Raw genomic sequence first — 16671 nt, forward strand, 5'->3', positions numbered from 1 at the left:
CGGGACTGGTTGACTCACCGAGGTAGAGACACGAACCTTCACGATTGGAGACCACCTTGCGTGCAGTCATCATGGACGCCCCCGGCCAGATCCGCGTCGGCGAGCGCGACGACCCCCGAATCATCGACCCGACGGACGCCGTCATCCGCATCACCGCGACCTGCATCTGCGGCTCGGACCTGTGGCCCTACCGGGGCGTGGAGCCGGCCGACCACCTGCACATGGGCCACGAGTACGTCGGCGTGGTCGAGGAGGTCGGCGACGCGGTGACCACCGTGGCACCCGGTGACCACGTGGTCGGCTCGTTCGTGATCTCCTGCGGCGAGTGCGAGATCTGCCGGTCCGGCTACCCGTCGAAGTGCGTCCACGCCGAATTCGTGCACGCCGGCATCGGCACCCAGGCCGAGCGCGCGCGGATCCCCCACGCCGACGGCACGCTGGTGGCCACTCCCGGCGAGCCGGACGCCGACCTCGTTCCGTCCCTGCTGGCGGCGTCGGACGTCCTGGGTACCGGGTGGTTCGCCGCGGACGCCGCGGCCGTCGGCCCCGGCAAGACCGTCGCCGTGGTCGGCGACGGCGCGGTCGGCCTGATGGGTGTGCTGGCGGCGAAGGAGATGGGTGCCGAGAGGATCATCGCGATGTCGCGGCACGCTGAGCGCCAGGCGCTGGCGCGCGAGTTCGGTGCCACCGACATCGTCGAGGAGCGTGGGGACGCCGGGGTCGCGAAGGTCCGCGAGCTGACCGGCGGCCTGGGCGCGCACAGCGTGATCGAGGCGGTCGGTACCCGCGAGTCCTTCATGCAGGCCATCCACTCGGCCCGCGGTGGCGGGCACGTCGGTTTCGTGGGTGTTGCACACGAGGGCGTGGACCTGCCGATGGACGAGGTCTTCTTCGCCGAGGTCCACCTGCACGGCGGCCCTGCCCCAGTGCGGCGCTACCTCCCGGAGCTCATCGCCAAGATCTGGGCTCGTGAGATCAACCCGGGCAAGGTCTTCGACCTCTCGCTGCCGATGGAGGACGCCGCCGAGGGCTACGCCGCGATGTCCGAGCGTCGCGCGACCAAGGTGATGCTGACGCTGTGAGTGGTACCGAAGCCCGCCTTCCGTTCGTCACCTACGTCCTGGCGGCCGGTGTCTTCCTCATGGGCACCACGGAGTTCATCGTCGCCGGAATCCTGCCGGACATCGCCGAGGACCTGTCGGTGTCCGTGTCCGACGCCGGACTGATGATCACCGTCTTCGCCATCGGCATGATCGTCGGCACCCCGGCCATGGCGGTGCTCACGCTCCGGCTCCCGCGGCGCGTGACCCTCACCCTCGCGCTCCTGGTGTTCGCGGTGGGCCACGTCATCGTGGCGTTGTCGTCGTTGCTGCCGTTGATCCTCGCCGCCCGCTTCCTAACCGCCCTGGCGACCGGAGCCTTCTGGGCCGTCGCCGCGGTGGTCGGTGCGCAGGCTGCGGGCCCGTCCCTGTCGTCGAAGGCGCTGGGCATCGTGCTCGGCGGCGGGATGCTCGCCAACGTCGTCGGCGTCCCGTTGGGTTCCTTCGCCGGCCAGACCGTCGGCTGGCGCGGCCCGTTCTGGGCCTTGGCCGTGCTCGCGGTCGTCGGTGCACTGGTCATCTTCCGTCAGGTCCCTCCCGATCCGCTGGACGCACCGGCGCCGTCGTTGCGCGCGGAACTGCGCGCCCTGCGCGACGGGCGCGTGTGGCTGGTGCTCGCAGGTTGCGCTGTGGTCTGCGGGTCCTCGCTGGCCGTCTACAGCTTCATCGCCCCGTTGTTGACCGACAACAGCGGGCTGCCTGCCAGCGCCGTGCCACTCGTGCTCGTCGGCTACGGGGTCGGGGCGTTCATCGGCTCGAACGTGGGTGGCAGCATCGGCGCGCGTCGTCCGTTCGCCTTGCTGTTCTTCTCCGCGGCAGCGACGTTCCTGGTGCTCGTCGCCCTGCTGCTGTTCTCGCATAACGCAGTGGTGACGGTCATTCTTGTCGCCCTGCTCGGTCTGTTCGGCATGTCCACCAACCCGGTGTTGATCGGCATGGCCGTGCGTTACGCGGACAAGGCACCGACCTTGGCGTCGGCGATGGCGACCGCGGCCTTCAACTTCGGTACGGCCGTCGGCTCCTGGATCGCCGGCATGACGCTGGCAACGTCCATGGGCGCGAGCGGACCGGTGGCCGTGGGTGCCTGCGTGGCCGCACTGTACGTGGTCCCGTTGACGCTGCTGCTCCGCCGCGAGCGTGCGGATCTTCGCCGGCCCACGGTCGAATCGCTTCAGCGCAACAAGGAGGGTCGGTAAGCAATCACACCGTTCGCCTACACCCTGTCCTTTCGCCAGGCGATGACCGCGGTCAGCACGCCCACCACGGCGAGGAGTGGGAAGAAGGCGAAATATATTTCAACGGGAAGTGGCCCGAATAATTCGCTGAACTGTTCGTTTGACAGAAACTGCAGGCCGGGGAATCCGCGGCCGCCCGGATAGGGCATCGACAGGCCGATCGGATCCTCATGCGAGTTGTAGATCGTCGAAAACTGCGCGTCCAGGACCATCCCGATCGTGGAGACAACCCCGAACACCGCCACGGGGTAGCACACCCAGAACCAGGGAAAAGCCAGATTCCTCTGGTTCTTCTGCCGCGCCCGCCGCGGCAGAATCACCGCCCCGGTCATCGCGACCACCAGGATGCTGCCCAGGAAGACCCAACTCATATGCGCCTCTTCCGCCAGGCCCACACCGACAACGCAAGACCTGCCGCCGCGATCAGCGGGTAGGCGATTCGCGCCCACGGCATCCTGAGCAGGTTCGCGGCAGCGGCATCCGACAGCAAGGAACTGTCGAAGCCGTCGTCGGCATCTGCCAGCGGCATGTACATCGTCCACCCGAAATCAGCCACGGTGGCGGCAGTCCCCGGTAACCAGGCCGCGAACCCCAGGGCGATCGCGAACACCGTCAGGGGGAACAGGATCCAGAACCACGGAAATCCGGGACGCTTCTGCTCCTCCGGTTCCTGGCCGCGGTAGGCGGCGCGCCGCGGGAGGATGGCACCGCCGACGAGCAGGACCATCAGGGCGGCGAAGATCAGCAACCACGTCATTAGTGCAGCATAACAGCCGCGCGTAGCATCGGGACGCACGGGAAACCTCATCCTCACTCGAGGTTTCCGGAGACGAAAGGCGGCCCTGACATGAACACCCACACCTCGAACGCCGACGAGCTCCTGAGCATCGGAGAGACGAGCCGACGCACCGGCACCGCGGTCTCGGCGCTGCGCTACTACGAGGACCTCGGGCTGATCGCCTCGGTCCGCACCGGCGGCAACCACCGCCTCTACGCACGTCACATGCTGCGTCGGATCTCCCTGATCAGCGTCGCGAAGAACCTCGGCATCCCACTGAAAAGCGTGCAGGACGCATTCAGCAGCGTGCCGTTGGACCGGGCACCCACGCACAAGGAATGGCAGGTGGCCTCGCGCAGGTGGAAGAAGGAGCTGGAGGAACGGCGCCGCGGGCTTGAACGCCTCGAGAGCGAGCTCACCAGCTGCATCGGCTGCGGCTGCCTCTCGCTGAAGGCCTGCACACTGCTCAACCCGCAGGACGCTCTGAGCGCCACCGGGCAGGGCGCGCGCCGCCTCTCCTGACGGCGCGCCGCGTCCGGCTTGACCTCAAGTGCACTTGAGGTAATAGCGTGGTCCGCAGATCGACACCGACGAGAAGGAGCACCAACCATGGCTGTCTACGAGCTTCCCGACCTGCCCTACGACTACGACGCCCTCGAGCCGCACATCTCCGCCGAGATCATGCAGCTGCACCACGACAAGCACCACGCGACCTACGTCGCCGGCGCCAACACCGCCCTCGAGGCCCTCGAGAAGGCCCGCGAGGAAGGCACCAACCCCGACCAGATCCGCGCGCTGTCGAAGAACCTCGCGTTCAACCTGGGTGGCCACACCAACCACTCCATCTTCTGGAAGAACCTCTCCCCCAACGGCGGCGGCGAGCCCACCGGTGAACTGGCCGAGGCCATCACCCGCGACTTCGGCTCCTTCGACAAGTTCAAGGACCAGTTCTCCTCGGCCGCCCTGGGCCTCTACGGCTCCGGCTGGGCCGTGCTGGGTTACGACCACATCGCCGGACGCCTCGTCGTCGAGCAGCTCACCGACCAGCAGGGCAACACCTCGATCAACCTCACCCCGCTGCTGATGCTCGACATGTGGGAGCACGCCTTCTACCTGCAGTACAAGAACGTCAAGCCGGACTACGTCAAGGCCGTCTGGAACGTGTTCAACTGGGACGACGTCGCCGAGCGCTTCGCCGCCGCCAAGAACTGACGTATGACCTACGTCATCGCACAACCCTGCGTGGACGTGATGGACCGGGCATGTGTCGAGGAGTGCCCGGTCGACTGCATCTACGAGGGAAAACGCACGTTGTACATCCACCCGGACGAGTGCATCGACTGCGGAGCGTGTGAGCCGGTCTGCCCGGTCGAGGCCATCTTCTACGAGGACGACCTGCCGGACGAGTGGGAGGACTACATCGACTACAACGCCGCGTTCTTCGATGAGATCGGCTCCCCCGGCGGGGCGGACAGCATAGGCCCCACCGGCACCGACCACCCGTCGATCACCGCGATGCCGCCGCAGAACCAGGAGTAGCGGTCCGCGGAGAACTCGGCCCACGCTATCCCAACCCCGTGACGAGTTCGACGACCATCACGACCCCGAACACGACGAGGAATGCTCCGGCACCCCTCGTCACCACGGGGACGAAGCGTCCCAGACGGTTCAGCGCCGCCGGCGAAGCAAACAGCACGGCGACCAGGATGTCCCACACCAGGACCAGGCCGACCATCCACACTCCGTAGAGGACCAGCGACATCGCTGCCGCTCCTGACACCGCCGTCGCGAGACTGACGTAGAACAGGGCGTTCTTCGGGTTCAGCAGGCCCGAGGCCAGACCGAGGCCGAAGTTCCTCGCCCACGGTGCCCGCCCCGGCATCGCTTCGGGTACTTCTTCCACAGGTCCGTGGGGCGCCATCTGTGGACTCGACCGCAGGAACGCTATCCCGAGATAGACGAGGAACAACCCTCCGGCGAGTTGAACCACCCCGAGGACCACCGGGTTCTCGATCACGGAGAGCCCGGAGAACGCCGCGGCGACGATGATCCCGTTGGCCGTCGCAATCCCCAGGCAGGCAGCCCCGGCGCGCCGCCATCCTTCGGTGACGCTGAGCCGCAGGATGAGGAAGAAGTCCACCCCGGGAATCAGCAGGGCGAGGAAGTGCGCGACGGCGACGACGAAGAACTGGTCCATGCCCCCAGTCTCTGGTGCCCGCGGCACCGGAGTCTTGTACGTTCGTGCACTCAGTGACGGTATGTGCCGGGTGTGGCGGCGACATACGCGCGGAAGACCCGGTGGAAATGGCTCTGGTCGTTGAATCCGAGGGTGACCGCGGTGTCGGCGATCGTCATGCCGGTGCGCAGCAGCCGTCGGGCCTCCAGGATGCGTGCGTTCTGACGCCACGCCAACGGGCTGAGCCCCGTCACCTGTTTCACAGCTCGGATGCGCTGGTAGCGGCCCATACCGACCTCATGGGCCAGGGCGTCGATCGAAGGTGTCGTCTCGTCATGGCGCAGATGCTCCAGGACGGGCTGCAACCGCACAGACAGATCCCTGTTCGCCCCGCTCCGCCCACTCTGGTTCTGCGCCGACCCCTCGTCCGAGCTCTCCCCGGTATGTGCGAGCAACTGCGCGAGGCGGCGGCACCCGTCCTCCAGTTCGCCAACGGGGGCATCAGCGACGATGGCGTCGTTCACCGTCTCCATCTGCCGGTAAAGAGTGGCGCTCCGCAGGACACGAACCCCGCCGGTGTCGAGTCCTCCGGGGGCCAGACCGTCCATCCATCCGGTGTCCAGGTGTGTCATCTGGTAGCGCCACCGGCCGCGGCCCGGGTTGCATGAGTGGACGTGCCCGGCCGGGATCACCACGATGTCCCCCGGTGTCAGTTCCACCGGCCCGGCGAGCGGGCCGGCGAATACGGAGGTTCCCTCGTCGATGAGCCCGATCGACAGCACGTCGTGGGTGTGCGGACGGTAGCAGGAGTTCTCGCGGCAGGACCGCCTGACCTCCAGCGACGGTACAGCCGTGCTGCGGTGGAACTCCAGTGCCGTCGTCGTCACCGGGGCGCCACCACGTCCCGGCAGACCTCGAGGTGACCGAGGTGCTGCGCGAGCTCGTGGAGGATGTGCTCGAGGACCCAGCCGGGCGTCGCCTCGGTGTAGTCCCGGCGCGCCGTCCCCTGTGCCTGCCGGTTGCGGATCCCCTCGGTGAGGGCAATGCGTGCCCAGCCGGGCAGGCTCGCCCGGGTCTCGGCGATCAGCGCGTGTGCCTCGGCCACGGTCCCCATCGCCCGGAACTCGGCTTCGCGGTCACGGGAGATCTCCTCTCCCCCGATGAAGGCGCCACCCCAGAAGCGCGCCATGCCGTGGACGTGCGCGGCCAGGGCGAAGGCCGAGTTCACCGTCCCGGGCACCGGCGTGGCGTTAACGGTGGTGTCGTCGAGGGTGTCCAACGCGATGTCGTACTTGTCGAGGACCTCGGTGGCCACCGAGACGAAGTCGTCGTAGCGTGCGTCAGCATCGTTGATCATGTCCCCGAGTCAACCACGCCGATACCACCGGTGGCTCGGCCGGGGAGCCTCACGCCTCCACGAGCTTGTCCTTCAGCGCAAGGACGGCGGACACCTCGAGTCCCAACCCGTCGACGAGGTAGGTGTCCACGTCGCCGTAGAACTCCTTCATCGCGTCCAGCCCGGACCGCAGAAAGCCCTCCTGCACGCCGAGCAGTACCCCGTAGGCCTCCGCCGCCTCATCCCCTTGACCCGTCCGAATCTGCTCGGTGGTGGCGGCGATCCGCTCGCTCGAGTAGTCGTTCGTCGCCAGATAGTTGTCCATAACGTCGCGTTCGCTCACGCCCGCGGCAAGTTGCAGGACGGCACTCGTCCACCCCGCCCGGTCCTTGCCGGCGGTGCAGTGGAAGACAACCGGGCCGTCGGCGTCGATGACGGCGGTGATGACCTGTGCGAGCTGGCCCCTCATACCCTCGTCGGTGACGAAGTTGCGGTTGAGGTCGCCGAGCATCGTCGCTGCGTCGTCGGGAGAATCGACCGAGAAGTCCTCGGTAGGATTCGCTGCGGTGCTGCCTCCCCCAACGATGTCGATGTGAACGTAGTCTGCCCCGGCGGGAACACGGTCAGGATGTTCCTCGATCTCACTGTCGGTGCGCAGGTCGATCACGGCGGAGATCCCGAGATCCTCCACGGTGTCGAGGTCCGCGTCAGTGATGTCCAGGGCATTCGACCGGTAGACCGACTCAGGTTTCAGGTGACCGCCTGTCGCGGCGTAGGCCCGGTCGACGCCGGCCACGTCCCGGAAGTTGTCGGCCGAGGACAACCGTGGCGTGTCGAGGCCTACGACCTGTATCTGCTCCGAATACTCCGCTGCGTCGGGCACACTTTCGGCGGCGTCCGCGAGGCACCCCACGAGCAACAACGACGTGGCGAGGAATCCGGCCGCCGCGGGGACGACGAGCAGACGACGCCCGGGGTGGGTCGGGAGCGGGCGGGAGGGACGTGAGTTCATGGGGCCTTCAGTCGGTCACGGAGAGTTGTCGGTGGTCACCGCCGATGATGTCGTGCTTGAATGGCCACAAGGTGGACGGACGACAGCGCCCACGCATCCTGACCGTGAACGTTTGCCCGTAGGTATGTATCAGGTATGGAGGCCGACCCATGACCGACGATCAGCTCGAACTACTCCACCTCGACGAGGCCGACCACGTCCTGTGCGTCGTCGCGCACCCGGACGACCTGGAGTACGGCGTCTCCGCCGCCGTCGCCGAGTGGACGGATGCCGGCGCGTCGGTGACCTACCTGCTGCTGACCTCCGGCGAGGCGGGCATCGACTCGATGTCCCCGGATGAGACCGGATCGGCACGCGCCGCCGAGCAGCGCAACGCCTGTTCCCAGGTCGGCGTGGACGACCTGCGCATCCTCGACTTCCCCGACGGGGTGCTGGAGTACTCGCTGGCCTTGCGCCGTGCGGTGGCCGCGGTGATCCGTGAGGTCCGGCCCACCACGCTGGTCACGCTGGGGTGGGCCGAGGAGATGCCGTGGGGGCTGAACCAGGCCGACCACCGGGTGGCCGGGCTCGTGGCCCTGGACGCGGCGCGCGATGCGGGCAACCGCTGGGTCTTCCCCGACATCACCGGTGGCGACGGTGAGGTCCTCGAGCGCTGGCAGGCCGACCACCTGCTCGTCTTCGGGGCGTCGGCACCGACGCATGCGGTGGCGGTCTCCCCCGGCTCGGTCGAGCGCAGCATCGCTTCGCTGGAACAGCACAAGGTCTACCTGGCGGCACTGGAGGACCATCCCGCTCCGCGTGACCTCATCGGCGGCGTCACCTCGGAAGCCGGCGCCAGGGCCGGCGTGGATCACGCCGTGGCTTTCGGACGGTACGGGTTGTAGGCCCGCCCGGTTGTGCCGAGCGGCGACGGCGTCATTTCCTGCGTCGGATGACGATGAGTCCGCTGAGTGCGAACGCGACGATCGCTCCTCCGAGCGCCGCGGCGACGAGCCCCACGGACAGCGGGAAAGCGAACTCCCATCCGAGGAAGCCCATGTCGACCTGGTCGGTGTTCTGGCCGATCAGGATGATCGCGACGACGACGATGACCGCCGTCGTGACGATCAGCCCGACGGACGACCGTCGTTCCTTCACGTTGTCAGGCGCGGTGTTGTCCTCGTTCATGATGAAGGCCCTTCGGTAGTTGGAGTGGGTACTCCAGAAGCATAGACGAAACACGCCCATTCCGCTCGCCTGGCTAGCAACATGGTGTGGCTGCACTCGGAGGTTCAGACCCCGATGCCACAGCCGCGCCTCGTGGGTGACGTTCCCTAACTTCCTGCCTGCAGGAACGCCAGCAATTAACGCCGACGCGCCAGCGACGGCAGGTCGATCCCGCGCAGCCGGGCGAACTCCGCGGTCTCCCCGGTGACCAGGAGGTCCGTCGAGGTCAGCGAGGGCACGTCCGGTGCCCCGAGCAGCGTCATCAGGGTACGAACCTGGTCGGTCCACGCGCCCAGCTCCTCGACCAGCGCGTCCGGCCCGTCGGTGAGCAGCACGTGCAGGAAGTGCCCGCTGACGCCCACGGCACGCGCGCCGAGCGCCAGGGCGCGCACCACGTCCAGCGGGGTGCGCACACCGCCGGACGCCAGGACGTCCACCGTCGGTGCGCCGCCGGGGCCGTGCACCGTGTCCAGCAGGCACTCCGGGGTGCTCTGCCCCCACCCCGACAGGTAGGTGTACTCCTGGCGCGAGCGCCGGTGGTTCTCGATGTCGATGAAGTTCGTGCCGCCGCGCCCGCTGACGTCCACGGTGGTGACGCCACGGGCGGCCAGCTCCGCCACACTGTCGGCGCTGAGCCCGAAGCCGACCTCCTTGACCACCACCGGCACGTCCACCGCCTCCACGATCTCGGCGATCCGGTCGAGCCAGTGCCGGAAGTCCCGGTCACCCTCGGGCATCACCAGCTCCTGGGCAGGGTTGACGTGGACCTGCAGGGCGTTGGCGTCCAGCAGTTCCACCGCCCGGCGCGCCTGCTCCACCGTGGCCTCCGGGCTCACGTTGGCGAAGAGGAAGGACTGCGGGGCGCTCTCGCGCACGATGCGGAACGTCGGCTCCAACGCCGGGTCGCGCAGGGCCGCGCTGACCGAACCGCTGGCCATCGCCACCCCGGCGGTGGACGCCGCGCGCGCGAGGTCGGCGTTGATGCGTCCGGTCTTCTCGCTGCCGCCGGTCATGGCGTTGATGTAGAAGGGCACCTCCCACCGGGCCCCGGCGACGGTGGTGGAGGTGTCCACCCCGTCGCGGGCCAGACCGTTGAAGGTGTGGTGCATGAACCGCACGTCGTGGAATCCACCGGCGGCACGGTTCTTCGTGTTCAGTTCCTCGGCCAGCTGGACGTGGTCGTCCTTGCGGTTGCTGCTCATGCGCTCGTTCCCGTCATTCCGTGAGCCCGTCGGGCTGGTGTTCGTGCAGGTTGAGTAGTCGGATGTCCGACCGCTCCCAGGCGGCGAGCAACCCGTCCACATCCGAGGTGCCGCTCTGACTGTCGATGAGCACGATACCGCAGTCACCGCCGCCGGCCCCCGAGGTCTTCGCCGCCCCGCCGCAGGCCTCGGCGATCTCGATCAGCCGACGCAACGTGGGGGTCTCGATGGTGGTGCCGGTGTGCTCCCCGAGCTCGCGCAGGAGCTCCCGGTTACGGCGGATCCCGGCACGGATACCGTCGGCGTCGTCGTTGCCGAGGGCCTCGACCAGCGCTGTCACGCAGCGTCTGCTCTCGGCGAGGAAGCGCGGGTAGTCCAGCTGCGCTGCTCCCCTGTCAGCGCCCCCACCCTGCTTGTGGGACTGCACGTCGCCGACCAGCCGGGAGGTCGACGCCGGTGACCCGGTCCAGCCGACCAGCAGGCGCAGCCGGTCCGGCGGGCACACGCGTTTCACGGACAGGCCCGGCCAGTCCATGGTGACCAGGTCGACCAGGGGACGGACGTCGCGTTCCTCGCGTGCCCACCCACGGTCGAAGGAGGTGTAGGCGATCCAGCCGCCGAACATGCTGGCGGCCACGTCACCGCCGGAGCCGGAGGACTGCACCGAGATGCTGGCCAGCAGGGCCAGTTTCAGCTGGGCCATCCGGATGAGGTCCAGGCGGTAGTACTCGCACAGGGCCCGGACGGTGGCCACGGTGACCGCGGCGGACGAGCCGAGGCCGAACTTGCGGCCGGAGTCGTCGTCGAGCTCGCTGGTGATGTCCATGTCGAAGACCTCCAGCGGGGTGCCCATCGCCACGGCGGCCTCCTCGACGATGCCCGCGGCGGCGAGCACGAAGTCGAAGGGCGCCTGGTCGGGTTCCACGATCATGCCCCGCTCCCCACGGTGCCACTCCAGGCGGCTCTGGGTCGACAGGTCGGAGGTGATGTGGCCGGTGCCGGAGCCCGGGGTGACCCGCACGGTCACGTAGCGGTCCACGGCCACGAGGATCGCGGGGAAACCGGTCTCGACCACGGCGTACTCACCGGCGATGTAGAGCTTGCCGGGGGCCCGGACCTCGACCGCACGCGGCGCCGTCACGACTGCGCCTCCTCTGCGTCGACCTGGATGCCCGGCCCGGCGTGGGTGACCACGGTGCGCAGCCCCGGCACCTGCCCGGCCAGTGCCTCGCGCAGGTGGGCGTCCAGCTCCTCGGCCTTGTCGGCGCTGGTGAGGACCTTGACGTTGGGGCCGGCGTCCATCGTCGCCCAGGCGGGCAGCCCGGCGGCGCGGGCGTCCTGCACCGCCTGCAGTGCGGCGCGGCTGCCGGGCCCGAGGTAGTCGACCGGCGGGACGGCCCCTCGCATTGTGGCGTGCATGCCCAACGCATTGGCCTCGGCGGCCTCCCCGAGGCGGGCCAGGTCGCCGGCGGCGATGGCGTCCAACGCCTCCGCCAGGTGCCCGGCGTGCGCCTCGACCCAACCGGCGTAGTCCGGGGAGGTCTCCACGGTGCGGCGCATCGCCTCGCGGCTGGAGACCGCCTTCGGGCCGTCGTCGATGACGAGCACCACGATCGCCAGGTCAGCGGCCATCTCCCCGCCCGGCACGGGGGCCGCGTAGGACGTCGCGTCGTCGTGGCCGGCATTCCACATCGCCAGTCCGCCGAAGACCGAGCGCGACGCCGAACCGGACCCGCGCCGCGCCAGCCGAGACAGGTCCCGCTCGTCGAGATGCAGCCCTGCGGCGGTGGAGGCAGCCCCGGCCAGGGCGGCGAAACCGGAGGCCGAGCTCGCTAGCCCGGCGGCGGTGGGCACGGTGTTCACCGAGGTCACCACCGCGGCGTCCGACACACCGGAGCGCTCGCGCACCAGGTCGAGGAAGGCGGTGATGCGTTCCATCGCCCGCCCGGTGACGGGCGTCCCGTCCAGTGTCGCGGCGTCCTGAGTTACCGCGCCGAACTCCACGGTCGTGGTCGTGTACAGCTCGTCGAGGGTCAGCGACAGGCTCGGCGTACGCGGGATGATCAGTTCCTCGTCCGCCTTGCCCCAGTACTTGATCAGCGCGATGTTGGCGTGCGCCGTCGCTGTAGCTCTGTTCGGGGCCGTCATGCTTCCTCCTGCAGGTGTGGTGCGTGGATCCAGGTGTCGGACGCCCCGGCTTCCGTGAGTGCCCCGGCGATCGCCGCGGCGTCCCCGGCGGTGCGGGCCAGCGCGATGACGCAGCCGCCGCGTCCCCCGCCGGTGAGTTTCGCGCCGACCGCGCCGGCGGCGCGCGCCGCGGCGGTCAGCGCGTCCAACCGGTCGTCGCTCACGCCGAGGTCGGCGAGCAGATGTTGGGCGGCGTCCATCCGGGCGCCGAGCGCGTCGACGTCGCCGGCGCGCAGGTCGGCGACCGCACCGTCGGCGATCTCGCCCAGCTCGTCCAGCAGCGGCCCGACGCCCTGCGGATCGGCGTCGTACCTGCGCCGCAGGTCACCGACGGTCTCCCGCGTCCGGCCGGTCACCCCGGAGTCCGCGATGACGATCCAGGCCGCCAGGTCCATCTCGAAGGTCGAACCGACGCCGTCGCGGAAGTACACCGGCCCGGGTGCTGCGGTGGTCAGCGCGTCCAGTCCGGACGGACGCCCGTGCGCGATGCGCTCGGCCTCCTGCGTCAGCTCGAAGAGCTCACGGGGGGACGCCGCGACGTCGGCGGCGTCCAGCACCGCGCGCACCACCGCGCCCGCGGCGGCGGCCGAGGACCCCAGCCCGCGCTCCGGCGGGAAGTCCGCCTGCGTGCTGACGTGCAGACCGGTGGTGGGGCGTCCGGCGAAGACGCACGCGACCTCCAGCGCCTTGACCACCGACGCCAGACGCTCCGGGGCACCGTCCGCCGGACCGTCGTAGTCCAGGCAGGTCAGCCGTGCGGGCCCCTCGACCGGCTCGACCGTGGCGTTCATGTGCAGGCTGTGCAGGGGCACGGCCACCGCCGGGTGCCCGTAGACCACGGAGTGCTCGCCGAGGAGGATGACCTTCGCCACCGTCCGGCCGTGCCCGGTATGGGATTCGGCATGGGGTTCGGGTGAAGACTGCACAGCGTCCTTTCGTGTCACAGCAGGTGCTGCACGATCCAGGGGGACGCGTACAGGGTCATGAACTGCACGCCGTAGCCTACGCCCAACTTGTTGAGCGTCCCGCAGGTGACCCCGACCAGCAGGACACCGAAGATGTTCGCCACCCCGGCGTCCAGGTAGGCCAGCAGCAGGATGAAACCGATGAACAGTCCCAGCACCGCCTCATGCGGGATGTAGCGCATCACCACGTAGGTGATCCGGTAGGAGTAGCGCACCGCGATGACGTACGTCAGCCCCAGGGCCAGCACCGCGCCGAGCACCACGGCCACGATGAACGTCGGTGTGTTCAGCATGTGGTGCAGGTTGTTGTCCAGCGTCAGCGCCGGCGGGGCGTTGAACAGGGCCTGCGCCGGGCCGATCGCCACCGGCGACAACGGGATGCCGATCGCCAGCAGCGGGATGATCGTGCCGGAGAGGTAGCTGGCGTGCGCCACGCCGTTCATGCCGGCCACCGCCCGGTTCGCCCGGGTGGTGCGGTCCCCGGAGCGTCCGGCCGCGCCCTCCCCGAGCAGGAACGTGAGCCCGACGGGGCTGAGGAAGAACAACGGGGTGGAGACCAGCGACCACAGGCCGGTGCGGGCGGTCTCGTCGCGGGTGAGGATCCTGTTGGGCTTCAGCGACTGGCCGCGCAGGCTCCTGCGCGAGATGTCCACCTGTGTGGCGGGCCGGCCCGGCAGGTTCTCCCGGTGGCTGCGGTTGAGCAGCCCCAGCACCGAGACCAGCAGCGGGCCGATGGTGATGCCCAGGAAGAAGGAGACCGAGATGTTGCCGTCCTCCGGGATAACCCCCTGGTCCCGGTAGAGCGAGAGCAGGCCCTGGAACAGCAGGGACATCGGGATGATCGAGATCAGCGACAGCAGCCGGTTCGCGCCGAGCAGGGCGAGCAGCACCGCGCCGCCGACGAAGAGCAGGCTGCCGTACTCGCGCAGGGTGTCGGCGTAGGGGGCGATGGCGGTGGCGATGGCCAGGCTGACCGGGATGGCGATGATCGTGCCGATCGCGCTGCCCGCGGCCATCTTCTTGATCGTCTCCGCCGCCCTGCCCTGGGACTTGAGGTAGAGCGAGTGCTCCATCATCGGTGCCGAGAGCACCCCTCCGGGCAGGCCGACCAGGGCGGTGGGTATGGCGTTGGTGAGGTTGAGGGTGACGATCGCGGCGATGAAGAAGGTCAGCAGCACCGCCGGGTCCACGCCGGCCAGCGCCAGGGCGAGGGTGACCGGCACGAGCACGCTGGTCTCGTCGGTGCCGGGGATGAAACCGATGAAGGTGTAGAGCAGGATCGCCGCGATGGCGGCGAGCAGCATGGGGAGCATCAGGGTCGCGTCCATCAGGTCGGGTCACCTGCCGGGGTTTCTACGCCTGCTCCGTCGGTCCCCTCGGTGATGCGCACGACGCGTTTCGGCGTGAACAGCGCCACGCAGACCGCGAAGCCGACGACGGCGCCGCCGAGGCCCCAGAAGAACTCGCTGGACGACAGCAGCGTGGCGACCAGCAGCGCGAGGGCGGTGGTGACCCCGCAGATGACCAGTGACCAGGTCAGGTCGCGGGTGGAGACGAGGTCGTTCCACACCTCGATGTAGTCGTCCCGCTCCCCGGGGTCGGCATCAGTGTTAGGCATGCCTACAAACCTTACGTTGTGGGTGCTACGTGGCGCATTACCGCCCGGACGGTGCACCCGTGCGCTAGTTTCGGAGACGAACACTCATGACCGTCTTCATACAGGAGGCCCCAGATGGCTGAGACCACAGAGACCACAGAGACCTACGACTACGTGGTTGTCGGCGCCGGCTCCGCGGGATGCGTGGTGGCGAACCGGCTCAGCGCGGACGGATCCCGGTCCGTCCTGCTCCTGGAGGCGGGCGGGAAGGACAAGGGGCAGGGCGTCACCATCCCCGCCGCGTTCTCCCAGACGTTCCGCTCCGGGTTCGACTGGGACTACGCCACCACCGCCCAACCCGGTCTGCGGGACCGCTCGATCTACTGGCCGCGTGGCAAGGTCCTCGGCGGGAGTTCATCGATCAACGCGTTGATGTGGGTCGTCGGCTTCGCCGGGGACTACGACCGGTGGGCCGAGCTCGCCGGGCCGGAATGGTCCTGGTCGGAGATCTCCCGCGCCCTGGACCGGGTGGACGTCTCGGTCGAGCACCAGCGCGACCCGAACGAGCACACCGCCGCATTCCTCCGCGCGGTCGCGGAGAGCGGGTACCGCGTCGAGGACGCCAACAGCGACGCGCCGGACGGCTTCACGCAGACGATGGTCACCGAGCAGCGCGGCGCACGCTCCAGTGCGGCGACGGCCTACCTGCGTCCGGCGGAGCTGCGCCCCAACCTGACCGTGCGCACCGGGGCGCAGAGCACCCGGGTGCGCATTGAGGACGCCCGGGCCACTGGCGTGGACTACCGGCACGACGGACGTGAGCGCACCGTGGACGCACGCCGTGAGGTCGTCCTGTGCGGCGGGGCCGTGAACAGCCCGCAGCTGCTGATGCTCTCCGGCATCGGGGACCCGACCCACCTTGCCCAGCACGAGATCAAGACCGTGGTCGATTCCCCGGAGGTCGGGCAGAACCTGCGCGACCACCTGGTGTCATTGTTCTCCGTCGCCACCGGGTCGGGGACGCTGCTGGACGCGACGAAGCTCCCCCACGTCGCCCGGTACCTGACCCGACGACGGGGCCTGCTGACCTCGAACGTCGCCGAGGCCTACGGGTTCGTCCGTTCCCGCCCGGAACTGCCCGCCCCGGACCTTGAGGTCATCTTCGCCCCCGTTGCCTACGTCAACGAGGGCCTGACGGGGATCCCGGAGCACGGACTGACGCTGGGCCCCATCCTGCTGCAGCCGCAGAGCCGCGGACGGATCACCCTGGACTCTGCCGACCCTCTGGCGAAACCGGTGATCGACCCGCGCTACCTCAGTGACCCGGAGGGCAGGGACCGGGAGACGATGCTGGCCGGCCTGGAGATCTGTTCGCGGATCCTCGACGCTCCGAGCCTGACGTCCCGGCGTAGCGGACGGTTCATCGTCCCGGACGGCGGCGAGGAGATGAGCGTCGCCGAACGGTGCGAGGAGGCGTTGACCGGGGCATCACACACGCTCTACCACCCGACCGGAACCGCGCGGATGGGGACGGACGACGCCTCCGTCGTCGACCCCCAGCCTGCGGGTCCGCGGTGTGCGGGGACTGCGCGTGGCCGATGCCTCGGTGATGCCGGAGATCATCCGCGGCCACACCAACGCCCCGACCCTGGCGATCGGCGAGAAAGCGGCGGAGTTCATCCTGGCGGAGGGGTGAGCAAAGACTGACGCTCTCGGCATGGCATAGCCATTCACAGGACGATGGCTCGCCCAGAACAGCTCCGACAGGCATGTTCCCAGCCACGGGGGGGCGCAGCTCGCCTCGATCCACGCCATCGACATCGTCCCGATGGAAAACAACGGGCACTCTGCACCGCTCACCCTCGAATCCCTTATAC

19 protein-coding genes and 1 pseudogene are annotated in these 16671 nt (G+C 69.0%); 7 read left to right on the plus strand and 13 right to left on the minus strand.

Annotated features, from left to right (window positions below; genetic code table 11):
• The first annotated feature begins 56 nt into the window (after positions 1-56).
• Entirely contained in the window at positions 57-1082 is a 1026-nt protein-coding gene (locus tag ACT3TD_RS12425) for a zinc-dependent alcohol dehydrogenase family protein (protein WP_444615149.1), read from the plus strand.
• On the plus strand, positions 1079-2296 hold the full coding sequence (locus tag ACT3TD_RS12430; RefSeq protein WP_444615147.1) for an MFS transporter: 1218 nt from the start codon (positions 1079-1081) through the stop codon (positions 2294-2296). The genes ACT3TD_RS12425 and ACT3TD_RS12430 overlap by 4 nt, the downstream gene beginning before the upstream one ends.
• Positions 2297-2313: 17 nt before the next feature.
• Here ACT3TD_RS12430 and ACT3TD_RS12435 read toward each other — a convergent pair whose 3' ends face one another.
• Both ACT3TD_RS12435 and ACT3TD_RS12440 read right to left on the minus strand, forming a co-directional pair.
• Complete coding sequence (locus ACT3TD_RS12435) at positions 2314-2706, minus strand: hypothetical protein (RefSeq protein WP_441583001.1); 393 nt, start codon at positions 2704-2706, stop codon at positions 2314-2316.
• Positions 2703-3092, minus strand: coding sequence for a hypothetical protein (locus ACT3TD_RS12440; protein ID WP_444615145.1), 390 nt, complete (start codon positions 3090-3092; stop codon positions 2703-2705). The genes ACT3TD_RS12435 and ACT3TD_RS12440 overlap by 4 nt, the downstream gene beginning before the upstream one ends.
• Before the next feature lie 90 nt (positions 3093-3182).
• Here ACT3TD_RS12440 and soxR point away from each other — a divergent pair, with 90 nt between their 5' ends.
• The 3 genes from soxR to fdxA all read left to right on the plus strand — a co-directional run bounded on the left by soxR (position 3183) and on the right by fdxA (position 4652).
• On the plus strand, positions 3183-3635 hold the full coding sequence (soxR, locus tag ACT3TD_RS12445) for a redox-sensitive transcriptional activator SoxR (protein ID WP_444615143.1): 453 nt from the start codon (positions 3183-3185) through the stop codon (positions 3633-3635).
• An 87-nt stretch (positions 3636-3722) separates the two neighbouring features.
• The gene (locus ACT3TD_RS12450) at positions 3723-4325 is read left to right on the plus strand and encodes a superoxide dismutase (protein WP_441588216.1); all 603 of its coding nucleotides are present in this window, start codon (positions 3723-3725) and stop codon (positions 4323-4325) included.
• A gap of 3 nt (positions 4326-4328) precedes the next feature.
• Positions 4329-4652, plus strand: coding sequence for a ferredoxin (gene fdxA, locus ACT3TD_RS12455; protein ID WP_441582473.1), 324 nt, complete (start codon positions 4329-4331; stop codon positions 4650-4652).
• 25 nt (positions 4653-4677) lie between these two features.
• Here fdxA and ACT3TD_RS12460 read toward each other — a convergent pair whose 3' ends face one another.
• Genes ACT3TD_RS12460 through ACT3TD_RS12475 form a run of 4 tightly spaced genes read right to left on the minus strand, consistent with a single transcriptional unit; the run spans position 4678 to position 7637 of the window.
• On the minus strand, positions 4678-5310 hold the full coding sequence (locus ACT3TD_RS12460) for a LysE family translocator (RefSeq protein ID WP_444615181.1): 633 nt from the start codon (positions 5308-5310) through the stop codon (positions 4678-4680).
• A 50-nt stretch (positions 5311-5360) separates the two neighbouring features.
• Positions 5361-6176 carry an AraC family transcriptional regulator gene (locus ACT3TD_RS12465; RefSeq protein ID WP_444638013.1) on the minus strand — a complete coding sequence of 272 codons (816 nt, stop codon included), beginning with the start codon at positions 6174-6176 and terminating at the stop codon, positions 5361-5363.
• Complete coding sequence (locus tag ACT3TD_RS12470; protein ID WP_444615179.1) at positions 6173-6646, minus strand: DinB family protein; 474 nt, start codon at positions 6644-6646, stop codon at positions 6173-6175. Before ACT3TD_RS12470 ends, ACT3TD_RS12465 begins: the two co-directional genes overlap by 4 nt.
• A gap of 49 nt (positions 6647-6695) precedes the next feature.
• Positions 6696-7637 (minus strand): tyrosine-protein phosphatase, encoded by a 942-nt coding sequence (locus ACT3TD_RS12475; RefSeq protein ID WP_444615178.1) that lies wholly within the window; start codon positions 7635-7637, stop codon positions 6696-6698.
• A gap of 149 nt (positions 7638-7786) precedes the next feature.
• Between ACT3TD_RS12475 and ACT3TD_RS12480 the strand changes: the two genes are divergently transcribed.
• Positions 7787-8521, plus strand: coding sequence for a PIG-L deacetylase family protein (locus tag ACT3TD_RS12480; RefSeq protein WP_444615177.1), 735 nt, complete (start codon positions 7787-7789; stop codon positions 8519-8521).
• 31 nt (positions 8522-8552) lie between these two features.
• On the opposite strand, the gene ACT3TD_RS12485 is transcribed toward ACT3TD_RS12480, so the two are convergent.
• The 7 genes from ACT3TD_RS12485 to ACT3TD_RS12515 all read right to left on the minus strand — a co-directional run bounded on the left by ACT3TD_RS12485 (position 8553) and on the right by ACT3TD_RS12515 (position 14815).
• On the minus strand, positions 8553-8804 hold the full coding sequence (locus ACT3TD_RS12485; protein ID WP_441579818.1) for a lipopolysaccharide assembly protein LapA domain-containing protein: 252 nt from the start codon (positions 8802-8804) through the stop codon (positions 8553-8555).
• A 176-nt stretch (positions 8805-8980) separates the two neighbouring features.
• Positions 8981-10045 carry a type 2 isopentenyl-diphosphate Delta-isomerase gene (gene fni, locus ACT3TD_RS12490; protein WP_444615176.1) on the minus strand — a complete coding sequence of 355 codons (1065 nt, stop codon included), beginning with the start codon at positions 10043-10045 and terminating at the stop codon, positions 8981-8983.
• Positions 10046-10058: 13 nt separating this feature from the next.
• Positions 10059-11186 carry a phosphomevalonate kinase gene (locus ACT3TD_RS12495; protein WP_444615175.1) on the minus strand — a complete coding sequence of 376 codons (1128 nt, stop codon included), beginning with the start codon at positions 11184-11186 and terminating at the stop codon, positions 10059-10061.
• Positions 11183-12193, minus strand: coding sequence for a diphosphomevalonate decarboxylase (gene mvaD, locus ACT3TD_RS12500; RefSeq protein WP_444615174.1), 1011 nt, complete (start codon positions 12191-12193; stop codon positions 11183-11185). Before mvaD ends, ACT3TD_RS12495 begins: the two co-directional genes overlap by 4 nt.
• Positions 12190-13158, minus strand: coding sequence for a mevalonate kinase (gene mvk / locus ACT3TD_RS12505; RefSeq protein WP_444615173.1), 969 nt, complete (start codon positions 13156-13158; stop codon positions 12190-12192). The genes mvaD and mvk overlap by 4 nt, the downstream gene beginning before the upstream one ends.
• A 14-nt stretch (positions 13159-13172) precedes the next feature.
• Positions 13173-14525 carry a tripartite tricarboxylate transporter permease gene (locus tag ACT3TD_RS12510; protein ID WP_444615172.1) on the minus strand — a complete coding sequence of 451 codons (1353 nt, stop codon included), beginning with the start codon at positions 14523-14525 and terminating at the stop codon, positions 13173-13175.
• Entirely contained in the window at positions 14525-14815 is a 291-nt protein-coding gene (locus tag ACT3TD_RS12515) for a hypothetical protein (RefSeq protein WP_441579812.1), read from the minus strand. The genes ACT3TD_RS12510 and ACT3TD_RS12515 overlap by 1 nt, the downstream gene beginning before the upstream one ends.
• Positions 14816-14929: 114 nt before the next feature.
• Here ACT3TD_RS12515 and ACT3TD_RS12520 point away from each other — a divergent pair.
• A pseudogene (locus ACT3TD_RS12520) lies at positions 14930-16490 on the plus strand (GMC family oxidoreductase).
• Positions 16491-16671: the final 181 nt, after the last annotated feature.

Source organism: Corynebacterium sp. AOP36-E1-14 (genome assembly GCF_052377495.1).
In the GTDB taxonomy this organism is placed as follows: Bacteria; Actinomycetota; Actinomycetes; order Mycobacteriales; family Mycobacteriaceae; genus Corynebacterium.

What these genes read in the sequence shown, in the direction of transcription:
- ACT3TD_RS12435 (WP_441583001.1), bottom strand. Translation starts at nt 2,706, where the DNA reads ATGAGTTGGGTCTTCCTGGGCAGCATCCTGGTGGTCGCGATGACCGGG.
- ACT3TD_RS12440 (WP_444615145.1), bottom strand. Translation starts at nt 3,092, where the DNA reads ATGACGTGGTTGCTGATCTTCGCCGCCCTGATGGTCCTGCTCGTCGGC.
- soxR (WP_444615143.1), top strand. Translation starts at nt 3,183, where the DNA reads ATGAACACCCACACCTCGAACGCCGACGAGCTCCTGAGCATCGGAGAG.
- ACT3TD_RS12450 (WP_441588216.1), top strand. Translation starts at nt 3,723, where the DNA reads ATGGCTGTCTACGAGCTTCCCGACCTGCCCTACGACTACGACGCCCTC.
- fdxA (WP_441582473.1), top strand. Translation starts at nt 4,329, where the DNA reads ATGACCTACGTCATCGCACAACCCTGCGTGGACGTGATGGACCGGGCA.
- ACT3TD_RS12460 (WP_444615181.1), bottom strand. Translation starts at nt 5,310, where the DNA reads ATGGACCAGTTCTTCGTCGTCGCCGTCGCGCACTTCCTCGCCCTGCTG.
- ACT3TD_RS12470 (WP_444615179.1), bottom strand. Translation starts at nt 6,646, where the DNA reads ATGATCAACGATGCTGACGCACGCTACGACGACTTCGTCTCGGTGGCC.
- ACT3TD_RS12475 (WP_444615178.1), bottom strand. Translation starts at nt 7,637, where the DNA reads ATGAACTCACGTCCCTCCCGCCCGCTCCCGACCCACCCCGGGCGTCGT.
- ACT3TD_RS12480 (WP_444615177.1), top strand. Translation starts at nt 7,787, where the DNA reads ATGACCGACGATCAGCTCGAACTACTCCACCTCGACGAGGCCGACCAC.
- ACT3TD_RS12485 (WP_441579818.1), bottom strand. Translation starts at nt 8,804, where the DNA reads ATGAACGAGGACAACACCGCGCCTGACAACGTGAAGGAACGACGGTCG.
- fni (WP_444615176.1), bottom strand. Translation starts at nt 10,045, where the DNA reads ATGAGCAGCAACCGCAAGGACGACCACGTCCAGCTGGCCGAGGAACTG.
- mvaD (WP_444615174.1), bottom strand. Translation starts at nt 12,193, where the DNA reads ATGACGGCCCCGAACAGAGCTACAGCGACGGCGCACGCCAACATCGCG.
- ACT3TD_RS12510 (WP_444615172.1), bottom strand. Translation starts at nt 14,525, where the DNA reads ATGGACGCGACCCTGATGCTCCCCATGCTGCTCGCCGCCATCGCGGCG.
- ACT3TD_RS12515 (WP_441579812.1), bottom strand. Translation starts at nt 14,815, where the DNA reads ATGCCTAACACTGATGCCGACCCCGGGGAGCGGGACGACTACATCGAG.